This is a genomic window from Nocardia sp. NPDC055053, assembly GCF_053608285.1.
Window position 1 is genome coordinate 38,044 of the sequence record NZ_JBSGVD010000010.1, and the last position, 25,240, is coordinate 63,283.

Annotated in this window: 26 protein-coding genes; 14 read left to right on the forward strand and 12 right to left on the reverse strand. The window is 68.6% G+C overall.

Features of this window, described 5'->3' with window-relative positions; all coding sequences use genetic code 11:
- The first annotated feature begins 1 nt into the window (after position 1).
- From ACWF82_RS12980 to ACWF82_RS13020, 9 genes are all read left to right on the forward strand, one after another.
- On the forward strand, positions 2-1,024 hold the full coding sequence (locus tag ACWF82_RS12980; RefSeq protein ID WP_452500821.1) for an MlaD family protein: 1,023 nt from the start codon (positions 2-4) through the stop codon (positions 1,022-1,024).
- Entirely contained in the window at positions 1,021-2,052 is a 1,032-nt protein-coding gene (locus ACWF82_RS12985; protein WP_452500822.1) for an MCE family protein, read from the forward strand. Before ACWF82_RS12980 ends, ACWF82_RS12985 begins: the two co-directional genes overlap by 4 nt.
- Entirely contained in the window at positions 2,049-3,125 is a 1,077-nt protein-coding gene (locus tag ACWF82_RS12990; protein ID WP_452500824.1) for an MCE family protein, read from the forward strand. The genes ACWF82_RS12985 and ACWF82_RS12990 overlap by 4 nt, the downstream gene beginning before the upstream one ends.
- A complete protein-coding gene (locus tag ACWF82_RS12995; RefSeq protein ID WP_452500825.1) occupies positions 3,122-4,198 on the forward strand; it encodes an MCE family protein in 1,077 nt (358 codons plus the stop codon). The genes ACWF82_RS12990 and ACWF82_RS12995 overlap by 4 nt, the downstream gene beginning before the upstream one ends.
- Entirely contained in the window at positions 4,195-5,391 is a 1,197-nt protein-coding gene (locus ACWF82_RS13000; RefSeq protein WP_452500827.1) for an MCE family protein, read from the forward strand. Before ACWF82_RS12995 ends, ACWF82_RS13000 begins: the two co-directional genes overlap by 4 nt.
- Before the next feature lie 23 nt (positions 5,392-5,414).
- On the forward strand, positions 5,415-6,044 hold the full coding sequence (locus tag ACWF82_RS13005) for a hypothetical protein (RefSeq protein WP_452500829.1): 630 nt from the start codon (positions 5,415-5,417) through the stop codon (positions 6,042-6,044).
- A gap of 16 nt (positions 6,045-6,060) precedes the next feature.
- On the forward strand, positions 6,061-6,432 hold the full coding sequence (locus tag ACWF82_RS13010) for a hypothetical protein (protein WP_452500831.1): 372 nt from the start codon (positions 6,061-6,063) through the stop codon (positions 6,430-6,432).
- A gap of 161 nt (positions 6,433-6,593) precedes the next feature.
- Complete coding sequence (locus tag ACWF82_RS13015; protein WP_452500833.1) at positions 6,594-7,397, forward strand: DUF4184 family protein; 804 nt, start codon at positions 6,594-6,596, stop codon at positions 7,395-7,397.
- The gene (locus tag ACWF82_RS13020) at positions 7,370-7,840 is read left to right on the forward strand and encodes a hypothetical protein (protein ID WP_452500834.1); all 471 of its coding nucleotides are present in this window, start codon (positions 7,370-7,372) and stop codon (positions 7,838-7,840) included. Before ACWF82_RS13015 ends, ACWF82_RS13020 begins: the two co-directional genes overlap by 28 nt.
- Before the next feature lie 83 nt (positions 7,841-7,923).
- Here the strand turns inward: ACWF82_RS13020 and ACWF82_RS13025 are convergent, their stop codons facing one another.
- The 9 genes from ACWF82_RS13025 to ACWF82_RS13065 form a co-directional block, all read right to left on the reverse strand.
- On the reverse strand, positions 7,924-9,132 hold the full coding sequence (locus ACWF82_RS13025) for a Fic family protein (protein WP_452500836.1): 1,209 nt from the start codon (positions 9,130-9,132) through the stop codon (positions 7,924-7,926).
- Positions 9,133-9,242: 110 nt separating this feature from the next.
- Complete coding sequence (locus tag ACWF82_RS13030) at positions 9,243-9,749, reverse strand: arginine repressor (RefSeq protein WP_452500838.1); 507 nt, start codon at positions 9,747-9,749, stop codon at positions 9,243-9,245.
- Positions 9,750-9,783: 34 nt separating this feature from the next.
- Positions 9,784-10,716: an ornithine carbamoyltransferase gene (gene argF, locus ACWF82_RS13035; RefSeq protein ID WP_452500840.1), complete on the reverse strand. Its 933-nt coding sequence runs from the start codon at positions 10,714-10,716 to the stop codon at positions 9,784-9,786.
- Positions 10,713-11,915, reverse strand: coding sequence for an acetylornithine transaminase (locus tag ACWF82_RS13040; protein WP_452500842.1), 1,203 nt, complete (start codon positions 11,913-11,915; stop codon positions 10,713-10,715). Before ACWF82_RS13040 ends, argF begins: the two co-directional genes overlap by 4 nt.
- On the reverse strand, positions 11,912-12,799 hold the full coding sequence (gene argB / locus ACWF82_RS13045) for an acetylglutamate kinase (protein ID WP_452500844.1): 888 nt from the start codon (positions 12,797-12,799) through the stop codon (positions 11,912-11,914). The genes ACWF82_RS13040 and argB overlap by 4 nt, the downstream gene beginning before the upstream one ends.
- Positions 12,796-14,022: a bifunctional glutamate N-acetyltransferase/amino-acid acetyltransferase ArgJ gene (gene argJ / locus ACWF82_RS13050; RefSeq protein WP_452500846.1), complete on the reverse strand. Its 1,227-nt coding sequence runs from the start codon at positions 14,020-14,022 to the stop codon at positions 12,796-12,798. The genes argB and argJ overlap by 4 nt, the downstream gene beginning before the upstream one ends.
- A complete protein-coding gene (gene argC / locus ACWF82_RS13055) occupies positions 14,019-15,074 on the reverse strand; it encodes an N-acetyl-gamma-glutamyl-phosphate reductase (RefSeq protein WP_452500847.1) in 1,056 nt (351 codons plus the stop codon). Before argC ends, argJ begins: the two co-directional genes overlap by 4 nt.
- A 27-nt stretch (positions 15,075-15,101) precedes the next feature.
- Positions 15,102-16,328: a cation:proton antiporter gene (locus ACWF82_RS13060; RefSeq protein WP_452500849.1), complete on the reverse strand. Its 1,227-nt coding sequence runs from the start codon at positions 16,326-16,328 to the stop codon at positions 15,102-15,104.
- A gap of 57 nt (positions 16,329-16,385) precedes the next feature.
- Positions 16,386-17,441 (reverse strand): ABC transporter substrate-binding protein, encoded by a 1,056-nt coding sequence (locus ACWF82_RS13065; protein WP_452500850.1) that lies wholly within the window; start codon positions 17,439-17,441, stop codon positions 16,386-16,388.
- A 96-nt stretch (positions 17,442-17,537) separates the two neighbouring features.
- Here ACWF82_RS13065 and ACWF82_RS13070 point away from each other — a divergent pair, with 96 nt between their 5' ends.
- From ACWF82_RS13070 to ACWF82_RS13080, 3 genes are read left to right on the forward strand one after another with little or no spacing between them, the layout of a single operon-like run.
- A complete protein-coding gene (locus ACWF82_RS13070) occupies positions 17,538-18,566 on the forward strand; it encodes a FecCD family ABC transporter permease (protein WP_452500852.1) in 1,029 nt (342 codons plus the stop codon).
- Between the two features lie 5 nt (positions 18,567-18,571).
- On the forward strand, positions 18,572-19,645 hold the full coding sequence (locus ACWF82_RS13075; protein ID WP_452501135.1) for a FecCD family ABC transporter permease: 1,074 nt from the start codon (positions 18,572-18,574) through the stop codon (positions 19,643-19,645).
- Positions 19,645-20,430: an ABC transporter ATP-binding protein gene (locus tag ACWF82_RS13080; RefSeq protein ID WP_452500854.1), complete on the forward strand. Its 786-nt coding sequence runs from the start codon at positions 19,645-19,647 to the stop codon at positions 20,428-20,430. The genes ACWF82_RS13075 and ACWF82_RS13080 overlap by 1 nt, the downstream gene beginning before the upstream one ends.
- 7 nt (positions 20,431-20,437) lie before the next feature.
- On the opposite strand, the gene ACWF82_RS13085 is transcribed toward ACWF82_RS13080, so the two are convergent.
- A complete protein-coding gene (locus ACWF82_RS13085) occupies positions 20,438-20,929 on the reverse strand; it encodes a pyridoxamine 5'-phosphate oxidase family protein (protein ID WP_452500856.1) in 492 nt (163 codons plus the stop codon).
- 63 nt (positions 20,930-20,992) lie between these two features.
- Between ACWF82_RS13085 and ACWF82_RS13090 the strand changes: the two genes are divergently transcribed.
- Positions 20,993-21,967 (forward strand): helix-turn-helix transcriptional regulator, encoded by a 975-nt coding sequence (locus tag ACWF82_RS13090; RefSeq protein ID WP_452500858.1) that lies wholly within the window; start codon positions 20,993-20,995, stop codon positions 21,965-21,967.
- A gap of 60 nt (positions 21,968-22,027) precedes the next feature.
- Here ACWF82_RS13090 and ACWF82_RS13095 read toward each other — a convergent pair whose 3' ends face one another.
- Entirely contained in the window at positions 22,028-23,125 is a 1,098-nt protein-coding gene (locus ACWF82_RS13095) for an FAD-dependent oxidoreductase (protein WP_452500860.1), read from the reverse strand.
- Positions 23,126-23,226: 101 nt separating this feature from the next.
- Here ACWF82_RS13095 and ACWF82_RS13100 point away from each other — a divergent pair, with 101 nt between their 5' ends.
- Positions 23,227-23,784, forward strand: a complete 558-nt coding sequence (locus ACWF82_RS13100; protein WP_452500862.1) for a TetR/AcrR family transcriptional regulator — start codon at positions 23,227-23,229, stop codon at positions 23,782-23,784.
- On the opposite strand, the gene ACWF82_RS13105 is transcribed toward ACWF82_RS13100, so the two are convergent.
- The gene (locus ACWF82_RS13105) at positions 23,777-25,234 is read right to left on the reverse strand and encodes a GntP family permease (protein WP_452500863.1); all 1,458 of its coding nucleotides are present in this window, start codon (positions 25,232-25,234) and stop codon (positions 23,777-23,779) included. The two genes, ACWF82_RS13100 and ACWF82_RS13105, sit on opposite strands and share 8 nt — an antisense overlap.
- Positions 25,235-25,240 lie beyond the last annotated feature (6 nt).

A 25,240-nucleotide genomic window follows, 5' to 3' on the forward strand; every position in this document is an offset into this window, starting at 1 on the left:
CATGCGTTCGCGCACCACCTATCTCGGGCTCGCCGTCTTCGTCGCGCTCTCACTCGTCGCTACCTACACGATCTGGTCGACCCTGCAGCGCTCGGTCCCCGGTGACACCCATCGCTACAGCGCCACCTTCACCGATGTGCTCGGCCTGCGCGAAGGCGACGACGTGCGGATCGCCGGTGTGCGCGTCGGCCGGGTCGACGCGATCGACCTGGTCGACCGCAGACATGCCAGGGTGACCCTGTCCGTGCAATCACGCCAGCATCTGAGCACCACCACGACGGCGCTCATCCGCTATCAGAATCTGATCGGTCAGCGCTATGTCGCGCTGGCGGTAGGCGAATCGGCGGGTGAACCGCTGCCCGCCGGCGGCTCGATTCCCTTGGAGCGCACCGAATCCTCGTTCGATGTCTCGACGATGCTCTCCGGTTTCGAGCCCCTGTTCAGCCTGTTGCAGCCCGACGAGGTGAACTCGCTGTCGGAGACCCTCGTCCAAGCCTTGCAGGGCGACGGTGTCTCGCTGTCGGCGTTGATCACCCAGGCTGCCGCACTGGCCGCCACCTTCGGGGAACGGGACCAGATTCTCGGCGCGGTGATCAGCAATCTGAGCGACGTCATCGCCGGCCTGGCCCACCGCAGCGGCGAGCTGGAAACGCTCATCACCCAGTCCCGCGCCCTGGTGACCGGCCTGTACGAGCAGGGCGCGGTGCTCAGCGAAGCGGTCACCGGCATCGCCGAGTCCACGACCGCGCTGACCGACCTGATCGGGCGGGTGGCGCCAGGGATGGCGCTGGCGCAGCAGCAGGCGAGCACCGGTGTCGAGCTGCTGCTGTCCAACGGCGAGCGCCTTGACCGGTCGGCGATCGAATTGCCGCTGGTGCTGGCCGGGCTGGCCCGGATCGCGGGCAACGGAACCTACATCAATGCCCACCTCTGCAGTCTGGACGTCTCGCTGTGGGGCGTGCTGTTCCCGCGTGGTCTGTTCTCGCAGGTCGGCGGCAATTCCCACACGGAGGTGTGCCGATGATCGCGTCCCTGTTCACGCGCGCGACAGCCGCGGTGCGCGCGTCGACCCGCAACCGAAACCTGTGGCTCGGCCTCGCGGCGGGCGCCGCCGTGGTGGCTTTGGTCCTCGGCTCCGGTGTGCTCGCCCGCGCCGAACTCGGTAAGGAGACGGTGCACGCCGAGTTCGCTCAGGCGGCGGGTCTGCGGACGGGCAACAGTGTCGACATCGCGGGTATCGAAGTGGGCACCGTGAAATCGGTACGGCTGGAACGTGATCGCGTGGTGGTGGCGATTAGCCTGCGCTCGGAGGTGGAAATCGGTCGCGACGCCAAGGCCTCGATCAAGATGTCGACGATTCTCGGCAAGATGCACGTCGAGCTCGACCCGGGCCAGGGCACCGACCTCGACGGACACCGGATTCCGTTGTCGGCCACGACCGTTCCCTACAATCTCGCCAAGGTCGTGAACGACCCGAAGTACCGCAACTCCTTCGAACATCTCGAGCGGCTCGACCCGACTGCGTTGCGCGCGAGCCTGGACGCGGTCAGCCAGCAGATGGGTGACTCACCGCACCTCACCGCGCAGGCGCTCGACAGCGTCGGCGCGCTGGCGAAGGTCGTCGCCACGCGCCGCGACGAGGTCGACCGGCTGCTCGACAGCATGGACCAGGTGTCGGGCCTGATCGCCGACAACCAGAACAGCGTGCTCCTGCTGCTGACCAGGGGGCAGGCGATCGGCGACGCGGTGACCCGCCGCCGGGACCTGATTCGCGAACTGCTCGACAATGTCGCCGCCGCGTCGAAGATCTTGCAGGACATGGGCGTCGACAACGGCGGCAGGCTCGGCCCGCTCATCCACAACCTGAACACCATGTCGCAGGGCTTGGAGAAGAACCGCGCCAACCTCGACGCGCTGTACCAGGTGATGCCGGTGACGATGCGCCAGTTCAACAACGGCTTCGGCCAAGGTCCGTACGGGGAGGTCTACATGCCGTGGTTGTTCCCGGACAACTGGCTGTGTCTGGCCCAGGTTGTCGAGGGATGCCGATGATGCGCAGAGCTTTTCGAGCCGCCGCCCTGGTGGCGCTGACCGTGGTCGGTGCCGGATGCTCGTCGATCCCGATGTCGCTGCGGCCGGACACGATGCAGATCAGCGCCGATTTCGACAGTGCCGCCGGTCTTTTCGTCGGCAATGAGGTGTCGGTGCTCGGCGTTCCGGTGGGCCGGGTCGACGCGATCGAACAGCGCGGCGCCTTCGTCGAGGTGCGGATGACCATCGAGGAGGGCATCGAGCTGCCCGCCGACGCGATGGCAGCGCTGGTCTCACCGCAGCTCATCACCAATCGGCATGTTGAGCTCACTCCCGCCTACACCGGCGAGGGCCCGACACTGACCGACGGCACCCATATCCCTGTGGCGCGCACCAGAACTCCCGTCGAACTCGACCGCATCCTGCGCAACTTCGAGCAGCTCGGCGCATCGTTGAAGGGCGGCAGCACCGACGGCCCGATGGCCAGCCGCGTCCTGTTCCCGATGCTCGACGGCAATGGCGAGCGCATCCGCGAGACCCTCGACGCACTGGCGGGTGCCTTCGAGGTGACGCTGGCCAATCGCGACCAGATCTCCAGCACCATCGTCGAATTGAACGAACTCACCGCCGTGGTGGCGGGCAACGATCAGACGGTACGCGACTTCAGCGCCCGCCTCACCGAACTGGTGACCCTGCTCGCCGAGCAGGCCCCCGGGCTGGCGGCGGTGCTCGCCCAGGTCAACGATTTCGTCGCCAACACCTCGACTGTTCTCACCGAGAACCGGGTGCCGCTGACCGACGCGGTGAACCGTCTCGTCGGCATCACCGCGCAGATGCGCGACAATGCCCGCGGGCTTACCGAGATCGTCGATGTGGCGCCGCTGCTGTTCGAGAACCTCAGCCGGTCGGTCAGCACCGAGCATCAGGCGATGCGATTGCATCTGCTCACCGATAAATCGTTGCTGGACAACGAGATCCTGTCGACCCTGTGTGCGCGGCTCGCCCTGCGCGCCGACGGCTGCCGCACCGGCAAGCTGATGGACTTCGGCCCGGACTTCGGTCTGACCGCCGCGCTGCTCGGACTCACCGAATGAGCGGCCGCACCGCCCGTGTCGCGGTCACGGTGCTGGCCACGCTGAGCCTCGCCTCGTGCACCGTCGACACCGTGCCGTTGCCGAGGCCCGGCGTTGACGGCCCGTCCTATCGGCTGCACGTGGTGTTCGACAACGCGCTCAATCTCCCGGAGCGAGCGCGGGTGAAGATCGGCGGGATCGATATCGGCGTCGTGACCGGGATCGACACCACGAACTTCCTGGCCGATGTCGAGCTCGAGGTGCGCCGTGACATCGCCCTGCCCCGCGGCACCCGGGCCGAATTGCGGCAGTCGACGCCGCTGGGTGATATCCACGTCGCCGTCACCCTGCCCGAACACCGGCCCGGTGCGCCGCTGCTCGGCGACGGTGATGTCATCGACCGCGAGCACACCTCGGCGGGCGCCTCGGTGGAGGAGTTGATGATGGCGATGTCGATGCTGCTCGACGGCGGGGCGATGAACCAGGTCGCCCGCATCACCTCGGAGCTGAATTCGATCGTCGGCGGCCGCGGGCCGCAACTGTCCCATCTGCTCACCGAACTCACCGCCGTCCTCGGCGCGCTGAATCAGCGCACAGGCCAGATAGATTCGGCGCTGCACGGTCTCGACGGTCTCACCTCGACCCTGCGCGCCCGCAAGACCGAACTCGGACAGGCCGCCGACACCTTCCCCGATCTGATCGCGGTGATCGCCGAGAACAACAGGGCCATCACCGATCTCACGACGAAGGTGTCCACGGTGACCGCCGCGCTCGGTGACTTCACGAGCACCACCGGACCCGAATTCCTCAGCCTGTTCGACAGTGTGCAGCGGCTGATGGAGGGGTTCACCCGGATGGGTGACGATCTGGCGGGCACTCTCGACCAGTTCAACGCGCTCGCCCCCGCGGTGCAGGCCAGCACCCAGGGGTCGAGTCTGGCTGTCGCCGCGACGGTCTCGTATCTGGATGTCGGCGCGCTGACCGATCCGTCGGGCAGCAGATTGCCCGACGGCACCGATGTGACCGCGTTCATCGGCAGCCTGTCGCAGGTGCTGGCGCGGGTGCTCGGCCGGTTGCAGGGAGGACATCGATGATCGATCGTGGTGCCGGACTCGTTGTCCGCCTGGCTCGTTGGGCCTATCGAGGGCAGACGGTGTTCGCCATGCTCGGGATGGTCGGGCTGCTCGTCGTCGGTTCCGGGTATATCGCGGTCGATGTGGTCGGGGTGCGGCCGCTGCGCACGACGTACACGGTGCGGGTGCACCTGGACCGCTCCGGTGGTCTGCTGCCGCACAGCACGGTCACCGTCCGCGGGGTGAAAGTCGGGTCGGTTCGCGCGATCGGGATCGACGGCGACGGGATCAGCGCCGACGCCGACATCGACACCGCCGCACGCATTCCCGTCGGCTCCCCCGTGGCGGTGGGCCGGTTGTCGGCGGCGGGCGAACAGTATCTCGACTTCCGGCCGACCACCGGCGACGGTCCCTATCTCGCCGACGGGGCCGTCGTGTCGGCCGATCAGGTGAGCACCCCGGTGACCATCGACTCGTTCCTGTCGAATACCGGCGCGCTGGTCGCGGGGATGAATCCGGAGCGGCTCACCGTGATCGTCGACGAGCTCGATCGCGCGCTCGGCGGTGGGCCCGATGTGCTGCGCACCGTCATCAGCGGACTCAGTCAGGCGATGGCCGGGCTCACCGGGTTGCTGCCGCAGACCACCGAGCTGATCCGGAACCTGCAGGTCATCGCGGAGACGACCAGCCACGCGCAACCCGACCTCGCTACCCTCGTGCGTGGTTCGGGCACGCTGTTCGACCAGATGAGCGCCGCCGATCAGGAGGTCCGTGAGCTACTCGACCTCGGTCCGTGGCGGCTCGCCTCGCTGGGCGGTGTGCTCGCCGACACCACGGACCCGCTGACGAACCTGGTGACCAATTTCGTCGCGATCACCAGGGCCGCCCGGCTGCGTACGCCAGCGATGACAGCTCTGTTCCCCGCCTTGCGCACCGGTGTCGTCGCCATCGGTATTCCAGCCCACGACAATGCCTTTCACACCCTTGCCGAGGCGTGGCCGCGCCCGACCTGTGAATACGAGTCGATCCCGGTCTCTCCCGTCGAGGTGTCCGACGGCCGTACCCGGCTCTACAACTACTGCGTCACCAGCCGGCCCGAGCTGCAGATCCGTGGGTCGGCCAATGCGCCGCGGCCCGCGGTCCCCGACAACGGGTCGGGTCCACCCCCCGGTGTCACAGGAAACGAGTTGTCTGTTCCTTTGCCCGCCAGATGAATCCACTAGTCGAGGACATACCGATGACCACCGACGAGCAGTTGACCGACGAACCGATCGTCACCGAACGTAAGGACAGCGAACCGGTCGCCGCCGATGAGCCGATCGTGCCCGAGGTCGGCGCCGAGCCGAGAATTGATCAGGATCAGGCGGGAATCGCGCATCGAATCACCCTGGGCCGCACCGTCACCCTGGTCTCGATGGCTGCCCTGGTCGGCGTCACCTCCTTCCTGGCCGTGGACAGCCATCGGCTCCGCTCGCGGGAGGACGCTCGCACCGCCGCCCAGCAGGCTGCCTGCTCCTACGCCCCGGTCCTGGCCCGCTACGACGCCAAGAATCTCGACACCTATTTCGCCGCGGTCCTGGCAGGCGCCACCGGCGACTGGAAAACCGAATTCGACGCCACCAGCGAGGATCTGCGCGATGTCCTGACCCAGGGCCAGGTGGTATCCACCGTCGGCACTGTCCGGTGCGCCATCGAATCCGCCGACGAGACCACCGCCCAAGCCGTCGCCGTCATCAGTCAGACGATCACCAGCCTCGGCACCAAAGGCACGCCGACGCCCGGCCAGCTCTCGGTGACCATGTCCCTGCGCAAGGACGCCGACCGCTGGCTGGTCAGCAAAGTCAGCTCCCCGATGCTCGCCCACTGATCGACAGGACTTCGCCATGACCCACCAGACCACCCTGCCGCGACCGGATTCCGCATTCCACCGTTCGCTGCGCTCACCGCTCGCGCGCCGGGTACGCCGTCAGGCCACCACCATGGCCGCGGTCCTCGCGGGACAACTCCGCTTGGCTGTCGCCGCGGCGCTGACGCTCACCGCCGCCACCGTCGCCGCGCTGATCGGCGGTGCGTTCGCCCTGGCCGCGCTGGTTCGTGGGCTGGAGCAGCTGATGCCCTCGTGGGCTGCCTACGGCGCGACCGCCGCCATCCTGCTGTCCTGCGCGGCGCTGGCCGCGGGCGCGTGCGCGTGCGCGTGGACAGTCGTGCGCCTGACCAGAGTCGCCCTGCCCGCCAGGGACCACACACGGAACTGAGCCCGGCTCAGGCCGTCCAAGTCACCCGGGTAGTCGCCGCCACGATCAGTCCGGCCGGATGGATCCCGTCCGCGACCCATCGAATTGTGGGCACGTGCGCCGCGACAACCTCTCCACACGAGCGCCACAGCAACTCCACATCCACCGAATACGTTGAGCCGGTGCCGTTTACGCTCGCCCATCCGCTGGCTGTGCTGCCGTTTCGGCGATTCCTTCCGTTGCCCGCATTGATCGCCGGATCGGTGGCCCCGGATGTCGTCTACTACCTGCCGATTCCGGTCAGCGGCAGCATGACCCATTCGCCGCTCGGCGTCCTCGGCTGGGATCTGGTGATCGGGCTGGCGCTGCTGTCGGCCTTCCGGCTCTCCGCCGGGCCTGCTGCCGCCCTCCTCCCCCATCGCGTAGTACTGCCCGCACCGGTTCATTCCGGCGCCTGGGGTCGAGCATCGTCGACGATCATCGCCCTCGTTCTCGGCGCGATGACCCATCTCGTGTGGGATTCCATCACCCAGACAGCAGGTTTCGCGGTTCAGCACTGGGATCTCTTGCGCGCTCCGGTTGTCGAACCGCACAAGACCTACAACGTGCTCGGCTACGCCTCGTCGCTGGTCGGCACGGCAGTGCTCGCCTACCTCCTCGTTCGCCGTACTCGCCGGCACCCACCCACCATGCCCGCCCTGTGGCGCCGCGCGGTCCTCACTCTTCTTCTCTTCGCACCCGTCGCCGCTGCGGTCCCGGTTGTCGACGACCCGGCCGCCCAAACCAGCACCTACGACCTCATCCGCCACACGATCGTCGCCGCAGCCCAAGGTCTGGGCTGCGCCTGGACGATCTACCTGCTGCTCTGGTATGTCACGACGGCCGTCTCATCACGCACTGACGAATCCGCGGACCAGCGCACCGACACCAACCGCCGCGCACCCGGCATGATGGGCGAATGCGGATCAGCGTCACCGGACACATGAACATCACCGCCGCCACCGAACCCCTGGTCCGGGACGCGCTGTCGGCCCTCCTCGCCGATGTCCCCGACCTGGTCGGCCTCACCTGCCTCGCCCGCGGCGCGGACTCGGTCTTCGCGGAGGCGGTACTGAACCTCGGCGGCCGGCTGGAGGTGGTGCTGCCCTCCCGAAACTATCGAGCAGCCCAGGTGAAGCCCGACGACCTCCCCCGCTTCGACGAACTCCTCGCCCAGGCCGACACGGTGCGCGTGATGGACTTCGACGACGCGGGCAGAGCAGCCTACGAAGCAGCCAACCACGTCCTCCTCGACAACTGCGACCGCCTGATCGCAGTCTGGGACGGCGACCACGGCGCCCGCGGCGGCACCGCCACCGTCGTAGCCCTCGCCCACACCAGAGCCATCCCCGTCGACATCATCTGGCCCCCGGGCGCCGCCAGGGAATAGCCGCCGACGCAGTCACCCGCTCTCCGCCAACTCGAGCCGATCATCAGGAATCACCGAGTTCCTTCGAAGCGTGCGGATGGACCTCAACCGCGGACTCGGCGAATTCCTGCCGCGAAATCGTCGAGAGCGGTGAGGATTCCGTCCGCTTGCCAGACACGACTGCGTGCGCGCTGCGACACCTCGTGCAGCACACCGGATTCCACGAGCCGATCGATGGCCCGTTGGGCGGCGACCCCGCTGATTCCGAACGACTCCGCGACGTAGGTACTGTTCACCACCGGTTGCGCGACAAGCCTATCGATCAGCTTCCATGCTGCGGAATCCGCGCGCGCGGTGGTCTGTTCGCGATACATGGCACGGACGGAACGGAGTTCGTCGACGAGCCGGCGTCCGCTGCCGATCGCGTAGAAGGTCGCGTCGACGAACTGACGCACAATCGGTTCGGGGTCACCGGATCGATACCGAGTCAGAGCGTCGAAGTAACTCCCGGTATTCACCAGCAGACCCGCCGAGATGGGCACGGTGATGTGCCTGGTGAGCTGCCGGCCGCTCAGCATCGCGTGGACGAGAGCGCGACCGGTTCGGCCGTTGCCGTCGGTGAATGGATGAATCGTCTCGAATTGCGCGTGGGCGAGTGCCGTGTGCGCCAAGGCGGGCACATCGGCGCGGTTGACGAATCGGATCAGGTCGGCGATAGCGGTAGGGACTCGATCATGGTGTGGTGGAACGAAATCAGCCAGGTGCGGGCCGATGTTGCTCCCGCCGATCCACACCTGCTGGTCGCGCCAGCGTCCGGCCTGGGTGGGATCGGACTCACCGAGCAGTGCACGGTGCATCGCCAGGATCGAGTCGGCGTCGACTGCCCGGCCGAGGTCTAGTGCCGCTTCCATGGCGCGCACATTGGCGGTGACGATGCGTGCGTTCCGGTTGGTGTGCTCGCCGAGCTCGGCCATCGCGAGCTGCCGGGCGCCGACGGTGAGGTTCTCGATCTGCGACGACGCGGAACTCTCGGTACGCAGCAGCACGGAGCTCATCGGCCCGAGTTCGCAGTCGGTTCCGAGCTCGGCCGACAGGTGCGCGTCGAACCGCACCAGCTCCTGCGCGGCCTCGTCGGCCTCGGCCAGCAGCCCGACCGGCAGCGCCACTGACTGCTCGGCGATGTCGGACAGCACCGCAGCGGAGTACGGCCCCGCGTGTCGACGCAGCTGGGTGCGCGACACGTAGGTATCGCGCACCACCCACGGGTGCTGCTCGTATCGAACGGCAGGCCATCCGCCCGGATCGTTCGTCATCAGCCGATCTTACCTACGGCTGAGCAGTTAACGTTAACTAAGCAGCATCGTTACTTAACTTTATGCGCCGATCGTTGGATACCAGGACCGGCTGCACAACCCTGTCGTGATCAGGCCAGGCCTTCGATTTTCGCGGCCAGTTCGGCGCCGGTGAGGGGTTCGCGGGCGATGACGGCGATGGTGTCGTCGCCGGCGATGGTGCCGACGATGTAGGGCAGGGCGGCGCGGTCGAGGGCGCTGGCCAGGAAGTGGGCGGCGCCGGGTGGGGTGCGCAGGACGGCGAGGTTGCCGCTGGCGTCGGTGGAGACCAGGAGGTCGCCGAGGAGTTTGGAGAGGCGGCCGGTGCCGCCGGTGACGCCGCGGACGGGGCTGCCGTCCTCGGGGACGACGTAGACGCCCGCGCCACCGTCGGCGGCACGCAGTTTCACCGCGCCCAGTTCGTCGAGGTCACGGGACAGGGTCGCCTGGGTGGTCTCGATGCCCTCGGCGGCCAGCAGCGTCGCGAGTTCGGTCTGGCTGCGGACCGAATGCGCGGACAGCAGTTCCACGATGCGCGATTGGCGGCCGGCGCGGGTACGGGCGATGGCGGGCGAACCCTTCTCGGGTGCCGTGCTCATCGCCGGGCCTCCGCGCCGGCCCCGGTTCGCGGTCTCACGCGGCGGCTTTCGCGAGCAGCCAGACCAGCAGCGCCTTCTGGGCGTGCAGCCGGTTCTCGGCTTCGTCCCAGACCACGCTGTGCGGGCCGTCGAGCACCTCGTCGGTGATCTCCTCGCCACGGTGCGCCGGAAGACAGTGCATCACAATGGCTTCCGGAGCGGCGGCGGCGAGCAGTGCCTCGTTGACCTGGAACGGCCGGAACGGGCCGACGCGGTCGAGGCCGTCGTTCTCCTGGCCCATCGAGGTCCAGGTGTCGGTGACGAGCACATCGGCGCCCGTCGCACCGGCCACCGGATCGTGGGTGACCGACACGGTCGCCCCGGTCTCGGCGGCCCGCTTGGCGGCGGCGTCCAGGATCCACGGCAGCGGCTCGAACCCGGCGGGCGCGGCGACGGTCACGTTCATGCCCGCCGTCACGCCGCCCAGCAGCAGCGAATGCGCCATGTTGTTGGCGCCGTCACCGAAGTAGGTGAGGTTCAGGCCCGCGAGAGCGCCCTTGCGTTCGGTGATCGTCTGCAGATCGGCGAGCACCTGGCAGGGATGGAACTCGTTGGACAGCGCGTTCACCACGGGAACTGTCGCGGTGACCGACATCTCGTCGAGGCGGGACTGCTCGAAGGTCCGCCACACGATGGCGTCGACATAGCGCGAGAGGACACTGCCGGTGTCGCCGAGGGTTTCCTCACGGCCCAGCTGGGTGTCACGGCCGTCGACGACGACCGCGTGCCCGCCGAGCTGAGCGATGCCCAGCTCGAACGAGAACCGGGTGCGGGTGGAGTTCTTCTCGAAGATCACCCCGACTCCGCGCGGGCCGTCGAGCGGCCGGTGCGCGAACGGGTCCTTCTTCAATTCCGCGGCGATGGCGAGGATTTCGGCCTGTTCGGCCTGGGTCACGTCGTCGTCGCGCAGAAAGTGGCGCAGGGTCACTTGCTCGTTCCCTTCGCATCGGCGGCGGCCTTGTCGAGAATCTCGGGCAGGTCGGCGACGAAGTTGTCGGCCTGGGTTTCGGTGAGCACCAGGGGCGGCGCCAACCGGATCACGTTGGGCTTGGCAGGGTTGATCAGGTAGCCCGCCTCCCGCGCCCGCTCGTCCACGTAGGCCGAGATGTCGTTTTTCAACACGATGCCGATGAGCAGACCCGCGCCACGCACATGATCGATCTCGGGATGCTCGAGCAGCGCGATACCGTCGGTGAGTTTCTTGCCGACCCATTCCACATGGGAGAGAAGACCTTCGGAGTCGATCGTGCGCAGCACCGCCAGCGCCGCCGCGGCGCACACGGGGTTGCCGCCGAAGGTCGTCCCGTGCATGCCCGGGGTGAGCAGTTCGGCCGCCCGGCCCTGCGCCAGCACGGCGCCGATCGGCAGGCCACCGCCGAGGCCCTTGGCCAGGGTGATCGCGTCGGGCACGATACCCGCCGCCTGATGCGCGAAAAACGTTCCGGTGCGGCCGATTCCGGTCTGCACCTCGTCGAGGATCAGCAACGCGCCCGCCCGCGAGGTGATCTCCCGCGCCCGCGCCAGATAGTCGAACGGCGGGACGACAACGCCGCTCTCGCCCATCATCGGCTCCAGGAACACCGCGGCGGTGTCGGCGTCGACGACCCGCTCGAGCGCGTCCGCGTCACCGTAGGGCACGTGCACGACGCCGGGCGGCATCGGCGCGAACGGCTCCCGCTTCGAGGGCTGACCGGTCAGCGCGAGCGCGCCCATGGTCCGGCCGTGGAAGGCCTCCTCGGCGGCGACGATCTTGGACCGGCCGGTCAGCCGGGCCATCTTGAACGCGGCCTCGTTGGCCTCGGTGCCGGAGTTGCAGAAGAACGCCCTGCCCTCACCGTCGCCGAAATGGGCGAGCAGCTTCTCGGCCAGCTCGATCACCGGCTCGCTGGCGTAGATGTTCGACACATGGCCGAGCGTGCCCAGCTGCTGGGTGACCGCTTCCAGGATGGCCGGGTGGGCGTGGCCGAGGCTGTTCACCGCGATGCCACCGAGGAAGTCGACGTAGCGCTTGCCGTCGGCGTCGTAGACCACCGCGCCCGCGCCGCGCACCAGCGCGACCTTCGGGGTGCCGTAGTTGTTCATCATCGCGGCCGACCACCGCTGCTGCAGCTTCTCTACTTCACTCATGCGGTCACCATCGTTCCGATTCCTTCTCCGGTGAACAACTCCAGTAGTACCGAATGCGGCACACGTCCGTCGATGACGTGGGCGCTGGGCACCCCGCCCTGGACGGCACGCAGGCACGCTTCCATCTTCGGCACCATGCCCGCGTCGAGGCGCGGCAGCAACTCCGCCAGCGCCGTCGCGTCGATCTCGCTGGTCAGCGAGGAGCGGTCGGGCCAGTCGGTGTAGAGGCCCTCGACGTCGGTGAGGACGACGAGCTTCTCCGCGCCGATCCCCTCCGCCAGCGCGGCGGCGGCGGTGTCGGCGTTGATGTTGTGGACAACGCCGTCGGCGTCGGGGGCGATGGTGGAGACCACCGGGATCCGTCCCGCGTCGATCAGGTCGAGCACGGCGCCGGGGTTGACCTCGGTGACGTCACCGACCAGCCCGATATCGGTGGCGACGCCCTCGACGGTGACGGTGCGCCGGGTCGCGGTGAACAGATGCGCGTCTTCCCCGGAGATGCCGACCGCGTACGGCCCGTGCGCGTTGATCAGCCCGACGAGCTCGCGCCCGACCTGGCCGAACAGCACCATCCGCACCACATCCATCACCTCGGGGGTGGTGACGCGGAAGCCGCCGCGGAACTCGCCCGCCATGCCGAGCTTCTTCAGCATCGCGTTGATCTGCGGGCCACCGCCGTGCACGACCACCGGGTGCACACCGACGGTGCGCAGGAACGCCATGTCGGCGGCGAAGGCGGCCTTGAGTTCGTCGTCGACCATGGCGTTGCCGCCGTACTTCACGACGACGACCTTGTCGCGGAACTTCTGCAGCCACGGCAGCGCGTCGGCGAGCACATGTGCCTTGTCCAGCGCCGAAAGCGACTGCACCACACCGCCGCTCATGAGCTGTACGCCGAATTCTCTTCGACGTAGGCGTGCGAGAGATCCGTGGTGCGCACCATCGCGGTGCCCTCGCCCACATGGAGCTCGATCAGCACGTCGATATCCTCACCGGACAGGTCGACCTCGCGGGCGCCGGGCGCGCCGACACTGTCGACGCAGACCGGATTGCCGTTGAACGACACCGCGATCCGGTTCGGGTCCAGCGTCACCGGGGCGATGCCGACGGCGGCGAGCACCCGGCCCCAGTTCGGGTCGGAGCCGAACAGCGCGGTCTTGACCAGGCTGTCGCGGGCGACGGCGCGGGCGGCGGTCAGCGCCTCTTCTTCGGACGCCGCACCGGTGACGGTGACCCGCACCCGCTTGGTGACGCCCTCGGCGTCGGCCATCAGCTGGGCGGCCAGGTCGTCACACACGGTGAAGACGGCGGCGTCGAGGTCCTCCTGCGACGGTGCGACGCCGCTGGCGCCGTTGGCCAGCAGCAGCACGGTGTCGTTGGTGGAGCAGGAACCGTCGACGTCGAGCCGGTCGAAGGTGTATTTGGTGGCCTTGCGCAGCGCCTGGTCGAGCTGTTCGGGGGTCGCCACGGCGTCGGTGGTGAGCACGACGAGCATGGTGGCCAGCGACGGGGCGAGCATGCCCGCGCCCTTGGCCATGCCGCCGACGTTCCACTTGTCCTCGTGGTGGAACGCCGATTCCTTCGGCACGGTGTCGGTGGTCATGATGGCGTGCGCGGCATCGGAACCGCCCGACATGCCGCCGCCCATCTCGTGCACGATCTCGGTGACGGCGGGGATGAGCTTGTCCATCGGCAGCCGGTCGCCGATCAGGCCCGTCGAGCAGACCGCGATCTCGCCCGCGCCGGTCTCGGTGCCCCAATTGCTCAGTGCGGCAGCGAGTTCCTCGGCGGTCTGGTGGGTGTCCTGGAAGCCACCGGGACCGGTGCACGCGTTGGCGCCGCCGGAGTTCAGGATGACCGCGCGCACACGACCCGTCTTGAGCACCTGCTGTGACCACAGCACCGGTGCGGCCTTGACCTGATTGCTGGTGAACACGCCCGCCGCGGCGTATTCGGGGCCCTCGTTGAGCACCAGCGCGAGGTCGGGCTTGCCGCTGGCCTTGATGCCCGCCGCGATACCCGCGGCGCGGAAGCCGAGCGGGGCGGTGACGCCCTGGGTGTGGATCAAATTGCCATGGTCCGTCGTGTGCGGATCAGGGGTCGTCACGGTGCCACTCCTACGGTGGAAAGTCCTGCGGTCTCGTCGAATCCGACGGCCAGATTCATCGATTGCACCGCGGCGCCCGCGGTGCCCTTGGTCAAGTTGTCGATCGCGCCGATCACCACGAGCAGACCGGCGTCGGCGTCGACGGTGACCTGCAGGGTGATGGCGTTGGAGCCGAGCACCGAACCGGTCTGCGGCAGTACGCCTTCGGGCAGCAGATGCACGAACGGCTCGTCGGCGTAGGCCTTTTCGTAGACCGCGCGCGCTTCGGCCGCGTCCACCTTCACCGGGGCGGTGCAGGTCGCGAGGATGCCGCGCGGCATCGGGGCGAGGACGGGGGTGAACGACACCGCGACGTCGACGCCGCCCGCCGCCTTCAGGTTCTGCGCGATCTCGGGGGTGTGCCGGTGCGCGCCGGCGATGCTGTAGGCGCGGACGCTGCCCATCACCTCGGAACCGAGCAGGCCGACGTCGAGCTTGCGGCCCGCGCCGGAGGTGCCGCTGATGGCGACCACGTTCACGGCCGGCTCGATGATGCCCGCGGCGATGGCCGGGGCCAGCGCGACGCTGGACACGGTCGGGTAGCAGCCGGGCACGGCGATGCGCCGCGCGCCGGTGAGCGTGGCCCGGCCGCCGGGCAGCTCGGGCAGGCCGTAGGGCCAGCTGCCCGCGTGGGCGCTGCCGTAGTACTTCTCCCAGGCGGCGGCGTCGGTGAGCCGGAAGTCGGCGCCGCAGTCGATGATCACCGTCGACTCGGGCAGGGCCTGCGCGATGGCGCCGGACTGACCGTGCGGCAGGCCGAGGAAGACGATGTCGTGGCCCGCCAGGACCTCGGGGGTGGTTTCCTGCAGGATCCGGTCGGCCAGCGGCAGCAGATGCGGCTGGAGCGCGCCCAGCGCGGTGCCCGCGTTGGATCCGGCGGTCAGCGCCCCGATCTCGAGGCGCCCGGCTCGGTATTCGGGGTGGTTCAGCAGCAGACGCAACACTTCGCCACCGGCGTATCCACTCGCACCGGCAACCGCCACCCGCAACGCGGGTCCCGACGAATCAACCATGTGATGATTATGCACGACTATGCAAGCTCATTCATGAGCAGGTGCGGTCGCGACCGGCGTCTTGGGTCCGATCAGCCGTGCGACCAGGGGAAACACCAGAACTGTCGTCGCACCGGCAGCGACAAGGACCGAGGCGGTGTCGCCGGTCATCAACTCTGTCGACACGGCCACCTGGGTGACGGCGACGATGATCGGCAGGCCGGTGGCCGCGAACAGCGCGAGCTGGGCCCGCTCGCGCGGTGCCTCCAGGTTGCGCCCGTGCGGAACGTACCGTTCGCTCAGCCAGACCGGCAGGCCGCGGGCGACGGCGATGGCGGCCACGAACGAGGCCCACAGCAGCGGCTGTCCCGCAACCGCCGACATATCGATCGCCATCCCCGACACCACGAAGAATACCGGGATCAGCAGGCCGTAGCCGATGGTCTCCAACTGCTCGTCGACGCGTGGATGACCCGCCGCGATGAGTCTGCGCAGCACCATGCCCGCGGCGAACGCGCCGAGCACCACATCCAGATCGAAGCGTTCGGCCACCACCATGAGCACGAGCAGCAGCAGGATCGACCCGCGCACCGGCAGCTGGGAGGTGCCGCCGTCCATCCTGGCCAGTGCCGCGCCGAGATCGGGGATCCGGCCGAACAGGCGCACCGGGATCAGCCCGACCAGCAGCGCCGCCACCACGAACAGGGCGAGCACGACGAGCGCGGCGACCACATCGCGGCTGCTCAACAGCACCGACATGGCCACGATCGGGCCGAGTTCGCCGACCGCGCCGTGCGCGAGCACGGCGCGGCCGAGCGGGGTGTCGAGCAGACCTGCCTGTTTGATGATCGGCAGCAGGGTGCCCAGCGCGGTGGAGGTCATCGCGATGGCGACGGCGATGTGGTTGGTGACCGATTCGCTGCTCGCCAGCACGGTGACCAGCCCGAACGCGAACACCAGACCGGCCAGCCACACCAGCCAGGCCACCCGCCCCGAGCGGCCACCGAGCAGCTTCGGGTCCAGTTCGTAGCCCGCCAGCAGGAACAGCATGCCGAGGCCGAGTTCCTTGATGAGGTCGACGCCGCCCTCGGCGGTGGCCCAGCCGAGGGCGAACGGTCCGAGGATCGTGCCCGCCACGAGCAGGATCACCACGTCCGGCACGAATCCGCGCAGTGCGCGGGAGAGCAGCGGAGCCACCACCGCGACGAGTGCGATCCAGAACAGCGACACGATCGGCGACGGACCGGCCACAGCGGCGGAGGCAAGCAGCTCCATCGCCTCATCGTGGCACAGCGGATCGGCCGATCCCGGAAACCTCGCTGCGATCGCTCGCTACTTCGCCGGGTCGACCCCGAAGGTCTCGGCGATGTCGTCCAGCACCGAGTGGGCGCCGGTGAGGCCGACGGAGGTCAGCCAGACCAGGTCGTCGACCGGGGTGATCTTGCCTTTCAGCTGATTCCACAGCGGGTTCGCCGCGGCGGCCGCCTTGCGCTGGGTGGCGGCGTCCTCACCGTTGCTGGTGAGGAAGATGTAGTCGGCGTCGGCGTCCAGCAGCCGCTCGGGGCTCAGCGCGAGCGCGAAGTCGTTCTTCGGATCGTCGGACTTGTCGGGCTGGTTCAGGCCGGTGTCGGCGAAGATGTCGCCGACGAAGCTGACCCGCTGCATCAGCCGGTCCTCCTTCGGCAGGAAGCGCAGCAGCGAGACGGTCGGAGTGGTGCCACCATTCTTGGCCTTGATCGCCGCGCCGATCTTGGCGGCGCGATCCTGGTACGCCGTGAGCTTGGTCTGGGCGAGCTTCTCCTTGTCGACCGCCTTGGCGAGCAGCAGCAGGTTTTCCTTCCAGGTGGCGCCGGTCGTCTGGCTGAACACGACCGGCACCGTGCCCGAACCGAGCTTGATGCCCTTGAACTGCTCGTACTGCTTCTCGTGCCGCACCTTCGCCGACACGATCAGGTCCGGCCGGGCGCCGGCCAGCTTCTCGATGTCGGGAGTCTGCAGGTTGCCGATGTTGACCGCCTGCCCGCCGCAGGTCTGCGCGGCCGCGCCGAGGAACGCGGGCAGCTTCTCGCCCATGCTCTGGTAGGTCGTGTACGCGACCAGTTCGGTGTCGAGCACTAAGGCGGCATCGACGAACGTCTGATCGAGCGCGGCGATCCGGACCGGGCGGGTGGTGATGGTGGCCGGGTCGACGACGGTGCCGACATTCGCGCCGGCCTTGTCCGTGACCGCGTTCTTCTCGATGGTGCGCGGGTAGGCGCCGCCGTCGAGGTTGCCCGCGGTGTCGCAACCGCTTCCGGTGGCACCGGTCGTGGTCTGGCCCTGGCCACACGCGGACAGGCTCAAGACGGCTGCGGCGACCACAGCGGCTGCGGCGAGCCGGCGGCTCATTGGGGTGTACATTGACGTCCTCCAGGGTGGGTTACGATGGCCAGGCTTCGCTAACGTAGCGAAGGCTTACCTAATAACCTAACCGGAAGGGGGGCAGTGACCGCACCGCCCGCAATCGTGCTCACCCGAACGCGGTCTCGCAGGTTGCTGCTCGTTGCCGGACTGCTGTCCGCGGTGCTCGCGGCCATCCTGCTCAGCCTGGCCGTAGGCACCAAATTCATTCCGCCCCTGGATGTTCTAGACGCGCTCGGCGGCACCACCGACACCGAGACCGGCGCCATCGTCAACGGCTTGCGTATGCCGCGCACCCTGCTGGGAATCCTCGCCGGCCTCGCGCTCGGCGTCGCGGGCGCGGTGATCCAGGGCCACACCAGGAACCCCCTCGCCGACCCGTCGCTGCTCGGCATCACGCAGGGGGCGGCCCTCGGCATCGTCCTGGCCGTGATGATCGGGGGCATCTCCAGCCTGTTCGGGTATGTGTGGTTCGGGTTCGCCGGCGCGCTGATCGCCACCGTCACCGTTTTCGTCATCGGCGCGACAGGCCGTGGCGGACCCACCCCGGTCACCCTGGCCTTGGCCGGGGCCGCCGTCAGTTACCTCTTGCAGGGCCTGATCTCGGCAGTGGTGCTGTTCGACACCGATGTCACCGATATCTACCGCTTCTGGAAGGCCGGTTCCCTGGTCGGCTCCGACCTCGGCCTTCTCGGCAAAGCCGCGCCGTTCGTGATCGTCGGGATCGTCCTGGCCCTGGCCAACACTCCCGCGCTCAACGCCCTCGGCCTCGGTGAGGACACCGCCCGCGCACTGGGCCATCGCGTCTTCCTGGCCCGCACCGTCGGTATCGGTTCGATCGTGCTGCTGACCGGCGCGGTCGTGGCGATCGCCGGGCCGCTCGGCTTCGTCGGGCTCGTCGTCCCGCACCTCGCGCGTGGCATCACCGGACCCGACTACCGCTGGCTCGTCCCCGTGGCCGGACTGCTCGGCGTGGTGATGGTGCTGGTCGCCGACACCGCGGGGCGGCTGATCCTGGACAAGGGCGAACTACCCGCGGGCATCATGCTCGCCTTCGTCGGCGCCCCGTTCTTCATCGTGCTGGTCCGCCGCCGCAGGCTGGTGAGCATTTGAGTACCGTGCCCGCGGTCCGGCTGGGACCGGTGTCATGGCAGCTGCGGCTACGGACGATCACCGTGCTGCTGGTCGGTCTGGGAGTGCTTGGCGCGACGAGTTGCGTCGCGCTGGCGCTGGGCACCTACACGATGCCCGGCGGCGGTCCGGTCACCCCGTGGGATGTGCTCGCGGTGCTGACCGGTGGTGGCGACGACGGCCTCGCGTACGTGGTGTGGGACCTGCGCCTGCCCAGGATCCTGACCGGTGCGCTGGTCGGCGCGGCGCTGGCGTTGTCGGGTGCGATCACGCAGGGCATCGCCCGGAATCCGTTGTCCAGTCCCGACATTCTCGGCGTCACCGCCGGGGCGAACGTGGCCGCGGTCGCGGTGATCGCCCTGTCGGGCAGCAAGGGCCAGATCAGCGGCGCCGCCGCCGAGATCGGGGTGCCCGCCGCCGCCATGATCGGCGGATTGATCGCCGCGCTGGCCGTTTTCATGTTGGCGTGGCGGCGCGGCATCGAAGGATACCGGCTCGTCCTCGTCGGCCTCGGCGCCGGTTCGGTGTTGTCCAGCGTCACCTTCTGGATGCTCAGCGTCGGCGAAGTCGACGTCGCGGCGCGGGCGGTGACCTGGCTGACCGGCAGCCTCAACGGCAGTGGCTGGATCCAGGTGACACCGGTGGCGCTCGCCCTGGCGATCCTGGTGCCGGTGGTACTGGCGGGCACCCACCTGCTCGGCGCACTGCATTTCGGTGACGACACCGCCCGCTCGCTCGGCGTGCGGCTCAACGCCGCCCGCCTGACGCTGCTGGTCCTCGCCGTGCTGCTGGCCGGGGTCGCCACCGCGTCCGCGGGCGCGATCATCTTCGTCGCCCTCGCCGTGCCCCAGGTGGCGCTGCGACTGACCGGCTCCGCACAACCACCCCTGCTGACCTCGGCCGTGCTCGGCGCTGCCTTCACCGTCGCCGCCGATCTCGTCGCCCGCACCCTGTTGCCCGCCGGGGAACTCCCCGTCGGTGTGATCACCGCCGTGCTCGGCGCGCCCTATCTGATCTATCTGTTGATGCGGCGCAATCGTGCCGGGAAAGTGGGCGCGTGATGACCGTGCGGCTGCAGGCCAGCGACCTGACCCTCGGCTACGGACCGCTGACCGTCGTCGACGGACTGAGCCTGGACATCGTCAGCGGCACCGTCACCGCGGTGATCGGGCCCAACGGTTGCGGCAAATCCACTCTCCTGCGCGCGATGGCCCGGCTGCTGCGCCCCAGCGGAGGTTCGGTACACCTGGACGGCCACCGCATCGACCGCATGTCGACCAGGGAAGTGGCCCGCGTCCTCGGCATCCTGCCCCAATCACCGCAGGCCCCCGAAGGACTCACCGTCGCCGACCTGGTCGCCCGCGGTCGGCACCCGCACCAGCGCTGGTATCGCCAGTGGTCCGCCGACGACGAATCCGCCATCGCCGAGGCCCTGTCCTGGACCGACATGGCCGAGTTCGCCGATCGCCCGCTCGACGAGCTGTCCGGTGGGCAACGCCAGCGCGCCTGGATCTCGATGGCGCTGGCCCAGAACACCGACCTGCTCCTGCTCGACGAACCGACCACCTTCCTCGACCTCGCCCACCAGATCGAGGTTCTCGACCTGGTCCGCCGCCTGCACCTGGAAGCGGGCCGGACCGTGGTGATGGTGCTGCACGACCTGAATCTCGCCGCGCGATACGCGGATCGGCTGGTCGCGATGCGGGCAGGCCGCGTGGTCGCGGCGGGAGCGCCCGCCGAGGTCCTCACCGAAGAACTGGTGGCGGAGGTGTTCGGTCTGCGGTCGAAGGTGATCGAGGACCCGGTCACCGGAACGCCGCTGGTGGTCCCGGTCGGACCAGTCTGACCCGTGCTCAGTCCTTGCGGACGACCCGTTCGCCCGCGCCCGGCTTCCACACGGTGATGTTGAGGTGGTCGTCCTCGACTTCGACCGTCGACGCGCCGGTGAGATCGGCAACGTAGAAGTGATCGAACTTCATGCCGCGGATATCGAAACCGTTGTCGTCGAACAGTTTCTGCGCGAAGCGGGCGTGGACGGCTTCGTCCGGGAGGTCGGTGACGGTGCCGAACAGTTTGGCGTCGCCGTCGGAGACGTTCGTGTCGACGGTGGCGGTGTGCAGGCAGAAGCGGGGGTCGCGGGCGAGGTCGTCGAATTTGCGGGTGTTCGGCATGCCTGCCAGGACGAGCATGTCCTCGAAGACGGCCGGCTCGATCGGGCTGATCCGCGGCGATCCGTCGGCCCGGAGGGTGCCGAGCATGCACAGATTGCCGGTCGCCTGGTGCCTGCGCAGGAACAGGGCGGAGATACTCGGCGCTTCCTCGGTGAACTGGCTCCACGTGGTCATAGTTCGAACGGTACGACCAAACGTTGACATCCTGTGTCATGTTCTGCGGCTAGTCTCGGGAACATGCGAGCGAGCAGGCTGGTGCAGCTACTGCTCCTGTTGCAGGCCAACGGCGGGGCGACCGCGACCGAGCTGGCACGGGAGCTGGAGGTGTCGGTGCGCACGGTGTACCGCGACGTCGAGGCGCTGTCGTCGGCGGGCGTTCCGGTGTACAGCGAGCCGGGGCGCGGTGGTGGTGTCCGGCTGATCGACGGCTACCGGACCCGGCTGACCGGCCTCACCTCCGACGAAGCCGACGCCGTCCTGCTGGCCGGGCTGCCCGGCGCCGCCGCCGACCTCGGACTCGGCACCGTGCTCGCCACCGCCCAGCTCAAGATGCTCGCCGCACTGCCACCCGAGTTGCGCGGGCGAGCGACACGCATCGCCGACCGCGTCCACATCGACATGCCGGGCTGGTTCCACCGCCCGGACGAAACGCCGACGCTGGCCACGGTCGCCGATGCGCTCTGGCACGACCGGCGTCTGGCCGTCAGCTATCGCCGTCAAGACAAGACCGTCGAGCGCACCCTCGACCCGCTCGGCCTGGTCATGAAGGCGGGCACCTGGTACCTGATCGCGCGCGACCGACCCGATATCCGTTCCTACCGGGTGAGCCGGATCGCGACCGCCGTGCCGACCGGCGAATCCTTCACCCGCCCTGCCGATTTCGAACTCGCCGCGCACTGGCAGGAGTCGGCCGACGAGTTCGCCCGGTCCATCCTGCGGGTGAGTGCGCGGTGCCGGATCTCGGCTGATCACCTGACCCTGCTCCGGCTGATGAACGATCCGGCCGCGGTGCGCCAGGCGCTCACGTCCCTCGGCACGCCCGACGCCGACGGTTGGGTGGATATCACCATCCCCGGCGAGTCCTACGAGATCCTCGCGCACGCGTTGCTGCCCCTCGGCGAACACGTCGAAGTCCTGGATCCACCCGAACTGCGCACCGCGATGGCAAGTACGGCGGCCGCGATGTACGCGCGCTACCAGCCGTCGGCCTGACCGGTAGGGGTCGCGCGATCACTCCTGGCCCGAGTCCGCAACCACACGCGGCCCGGACTGTCAGCACGTCCAGTCGAGAATCTCACCCATCGCGCGGAGGGAAACGGACATCGGCGTGATCCGTAATGCCGTGTCGCGCAAGGCAACCAGCGGTACTGCGGAGAGCTGGCCGATCGTGCCGATGCGCGCGGACCGCGCGACGATCATCTGCGTCCGCGGACGACGTTCCCGGTCATACCGCACCATCCCGTCGGACTCCCCCGCCAGCCGGGCCAGCACCACGGCGTCCTCGAGCGCCTGGCACCCACCCTGCCCGAGATTCGGTGTCATCGCGTGGGCAGCGTCGCCGACCAGGGCGATGCGGCCGGCCGTGTAAGTGGACAGCGCAGGCAGCTCGTAGATGTCGTTGTGCAGCACCGTGTTCTCGTCCGCGGCGGCCAGCAGGGCGGGGATCGGGTGATGCCAGCCGGCGAAGCGGGCACGGACCTCGGCGAACGAGCCCGGAGCGTTCTCGGGTGCGTTGTAGACGGCGAAACAATAGACACGCCCGTCGGCGAGCGGTGCCATCCCGAAACGTGCTCCACGACCCCACGTCTCACCGAACTCGGTCAACGGTTCGTCGATATCGACCACCGCACGCCACGCGGTGTAGCCGGCGTAGCGGGCGGGCACATCGCCGCAGACCGCGCGGCGGACGACACTGCGGATCCCGTCCGCGCCGACGACCAGATCCGCGGTCGACACACCGCCGGAATGGACCACCGAACCGTCGGTTCCCGCTTCCGACACCGAAATACCGGTTCGCACAACATCATCGGGAATCGCACCGCGCAGGATGTCGAGCAAGGCCGCACGGTGGATCACCACGGGAGCACCGAATCGCGCCCGCATCGTCGCCACATCGGTGCGCGAGAGCCACCAGCCCCGCGCGGTCCTGATACCGGCCGAGACGTCCTCGATCGCCTGCTCGCGCACGGCGGCGCCGACACCGAGCGCATCGAGCGCCCGCAACGCGTTGGACCACAACGAGATTCCCGACCTGACCTCGGCGACCTCGGGTGCGCGCTCGAGCACCTGGACCGACCAGCCCCGGCGGGTCAGGGCCAGCGCGGTGGCCAGTCCCCCGATTCCGCCACCGACGACGATTGCCGTGGACATCGCGCCCTCCCTTCGTTGCGGGTACCGGCTCACCGTACTACTGATGTAGTGAATTCTACTACTGATGTAGTGCAGCTCACTACATCAGTAGTATGATCTGCGTGGCCACCAGACGTGAACAGATCCTCGATGCCGCGATCGACCTGCTGGGCACCCGCGGGCCGCGCGCGCTGACCCACCGCGCGGTGGACGAGGCCGCCGCCGTCCCCACCGGGTCGACCTCGAACTACTTCCGCACGCGCGAGGCCTTGCTGATCGGCATCACCGAACGGCTCGAGGCACGTGACCTCGCCGACTTGGAGACACTGAACCGGACCCTCGGCCCAGCCACCGTCGAGCACCTCGTCGAGGGCCTCGCCCGGTTCGTCCTGCACGCCACCGGCCCCGATCGTGCGCGAACCCTGGCACGATTCGCGCTGTTCAGCGAGGCGCAGACAATGCCGGCGCTGCACGAATCGCTGCAACGCGGGCATCATCGGCTGCGGGACTGGGCGATCGAGATGGCGGCCCGGGTCGGCATCGCCGCCGGAGACACGACGATCCTGGTCGACTATCTCGACGGCGTCGTCGCCCACCGGCTCGGCGGCGCGGGGACCGGCACCGATCCGCGCGCCGCACTCGAACGGCTGGTCGCCGCGCTGACCGCCGACCTCAGCTGACGACGGCGAACAACACCGCCGCCACCGCGAAACTCACCACCGACAAGATGGTTTCGAGGACCGTCCACGTCTGCAGTGTCTGCTTCACCGTCATGTTGAAATACTTCGCGATGATCCAGAAACCACCGTCGTTGACGTGGCTGGCGATGATCGACCCCGCCGCGATCGCCATGGCGATGAGCGCGATCGACATCTGCGAGTAGCCCTGATCGGCCACCAGCGGCGCGACGATGCCGCCGGTGGTGACGATCGCGACGGTCGCCGAGCCCTGCGCGACCCGCAGACCACAGCTGATCAGGTAGGACAGCACGATCACCGGCAGACCGGCCGCGGACATGGTGTCGGCCAGCGCCGTGCCGATACCGGTGGCGGAGATGACCTTGCCGAAGAAGGCGCCCGCACCGACCACCAGCAGCACCATGCCGACCGGCTTGAGCGATTCGGCGGTGATGGTGCTCAGTTCCTGCACCGTCGAGCCGCGCCGGATGCCGAGCAGGTAGAACGCCACCAGCACCGTGATGAGCAGCGCGACGGCGGGCGTGCCGAAGAAGGTGAGCACCTGCAGCAGAGCCGAATCCTTGTCCAGCAGTTGGTAACCGAAGGTCGCGCCGAGGATCAGCACCAGCGGAATCGCGATGATCGCCCCGATCAGCGCCACCGACGGCGGCGATTTCGTCACCACGGCGGTACCGCCGGTTCCCTCGGTCGCACCGTTGCCGCCGGTCTTGTCCGCGCCGTTGCCGGTGGGCTCGAGCGGCACGAACTCGGCGGGCACCTCGACCTGCACGCGCTTGCCGATCCAGGTGCCCCAGGCGATGCCCGCGGCGAGGAAACCCGGGATACCGCAGACGAATCCCATCAGGATCAGCCAGCCGAGGCTCACCCCGAGCAGACCGCCGAGCGCGACGGGACCGGGGTGCGGCGGCAGGAACGCGTGCGTCATCGACAGACCGGCCAGCATCGGCATGGCGTAGAGCACCAGCGAGCGCCCGCCGCGCTTGGCCGCGACATACACCAGCGGCGCGAGCACGAAGATGCCGATGTCGAAGAAGACGGGGATACCGAAGATGAGGCCGAGCAGGCCCATCGCGACGGGAGCGCCCTTCTCGCCGAACACCTTCAGGAGTTTGTCGGTGAGAACGTCGGCGCCGCCGGATCGTTCGAGGATCGCGCCGAGCACGGTGCCGAGACCGATGATCACCGCGATGTGCCCGAGGATGCCGCCGAAGCCTGTTTCCAGCAGTGACTCACCGGCTTTCAGCGGTGTGCCGACGATCTCGGCGACCGGTAGCCCCGCGGCGAGTGCCAGCAGCAGACCGGTCAGCAGCAGCGCGACGAACGGCTCCAGTTTGACCTTGATGATAGCGATGAGTAGCACGGCGATCGCGAGACCGCACAGGACCAGCAACCCGGGGGTGGTGGTGCGCAACCAGTCGACAGTGGCGCCCATGGGATA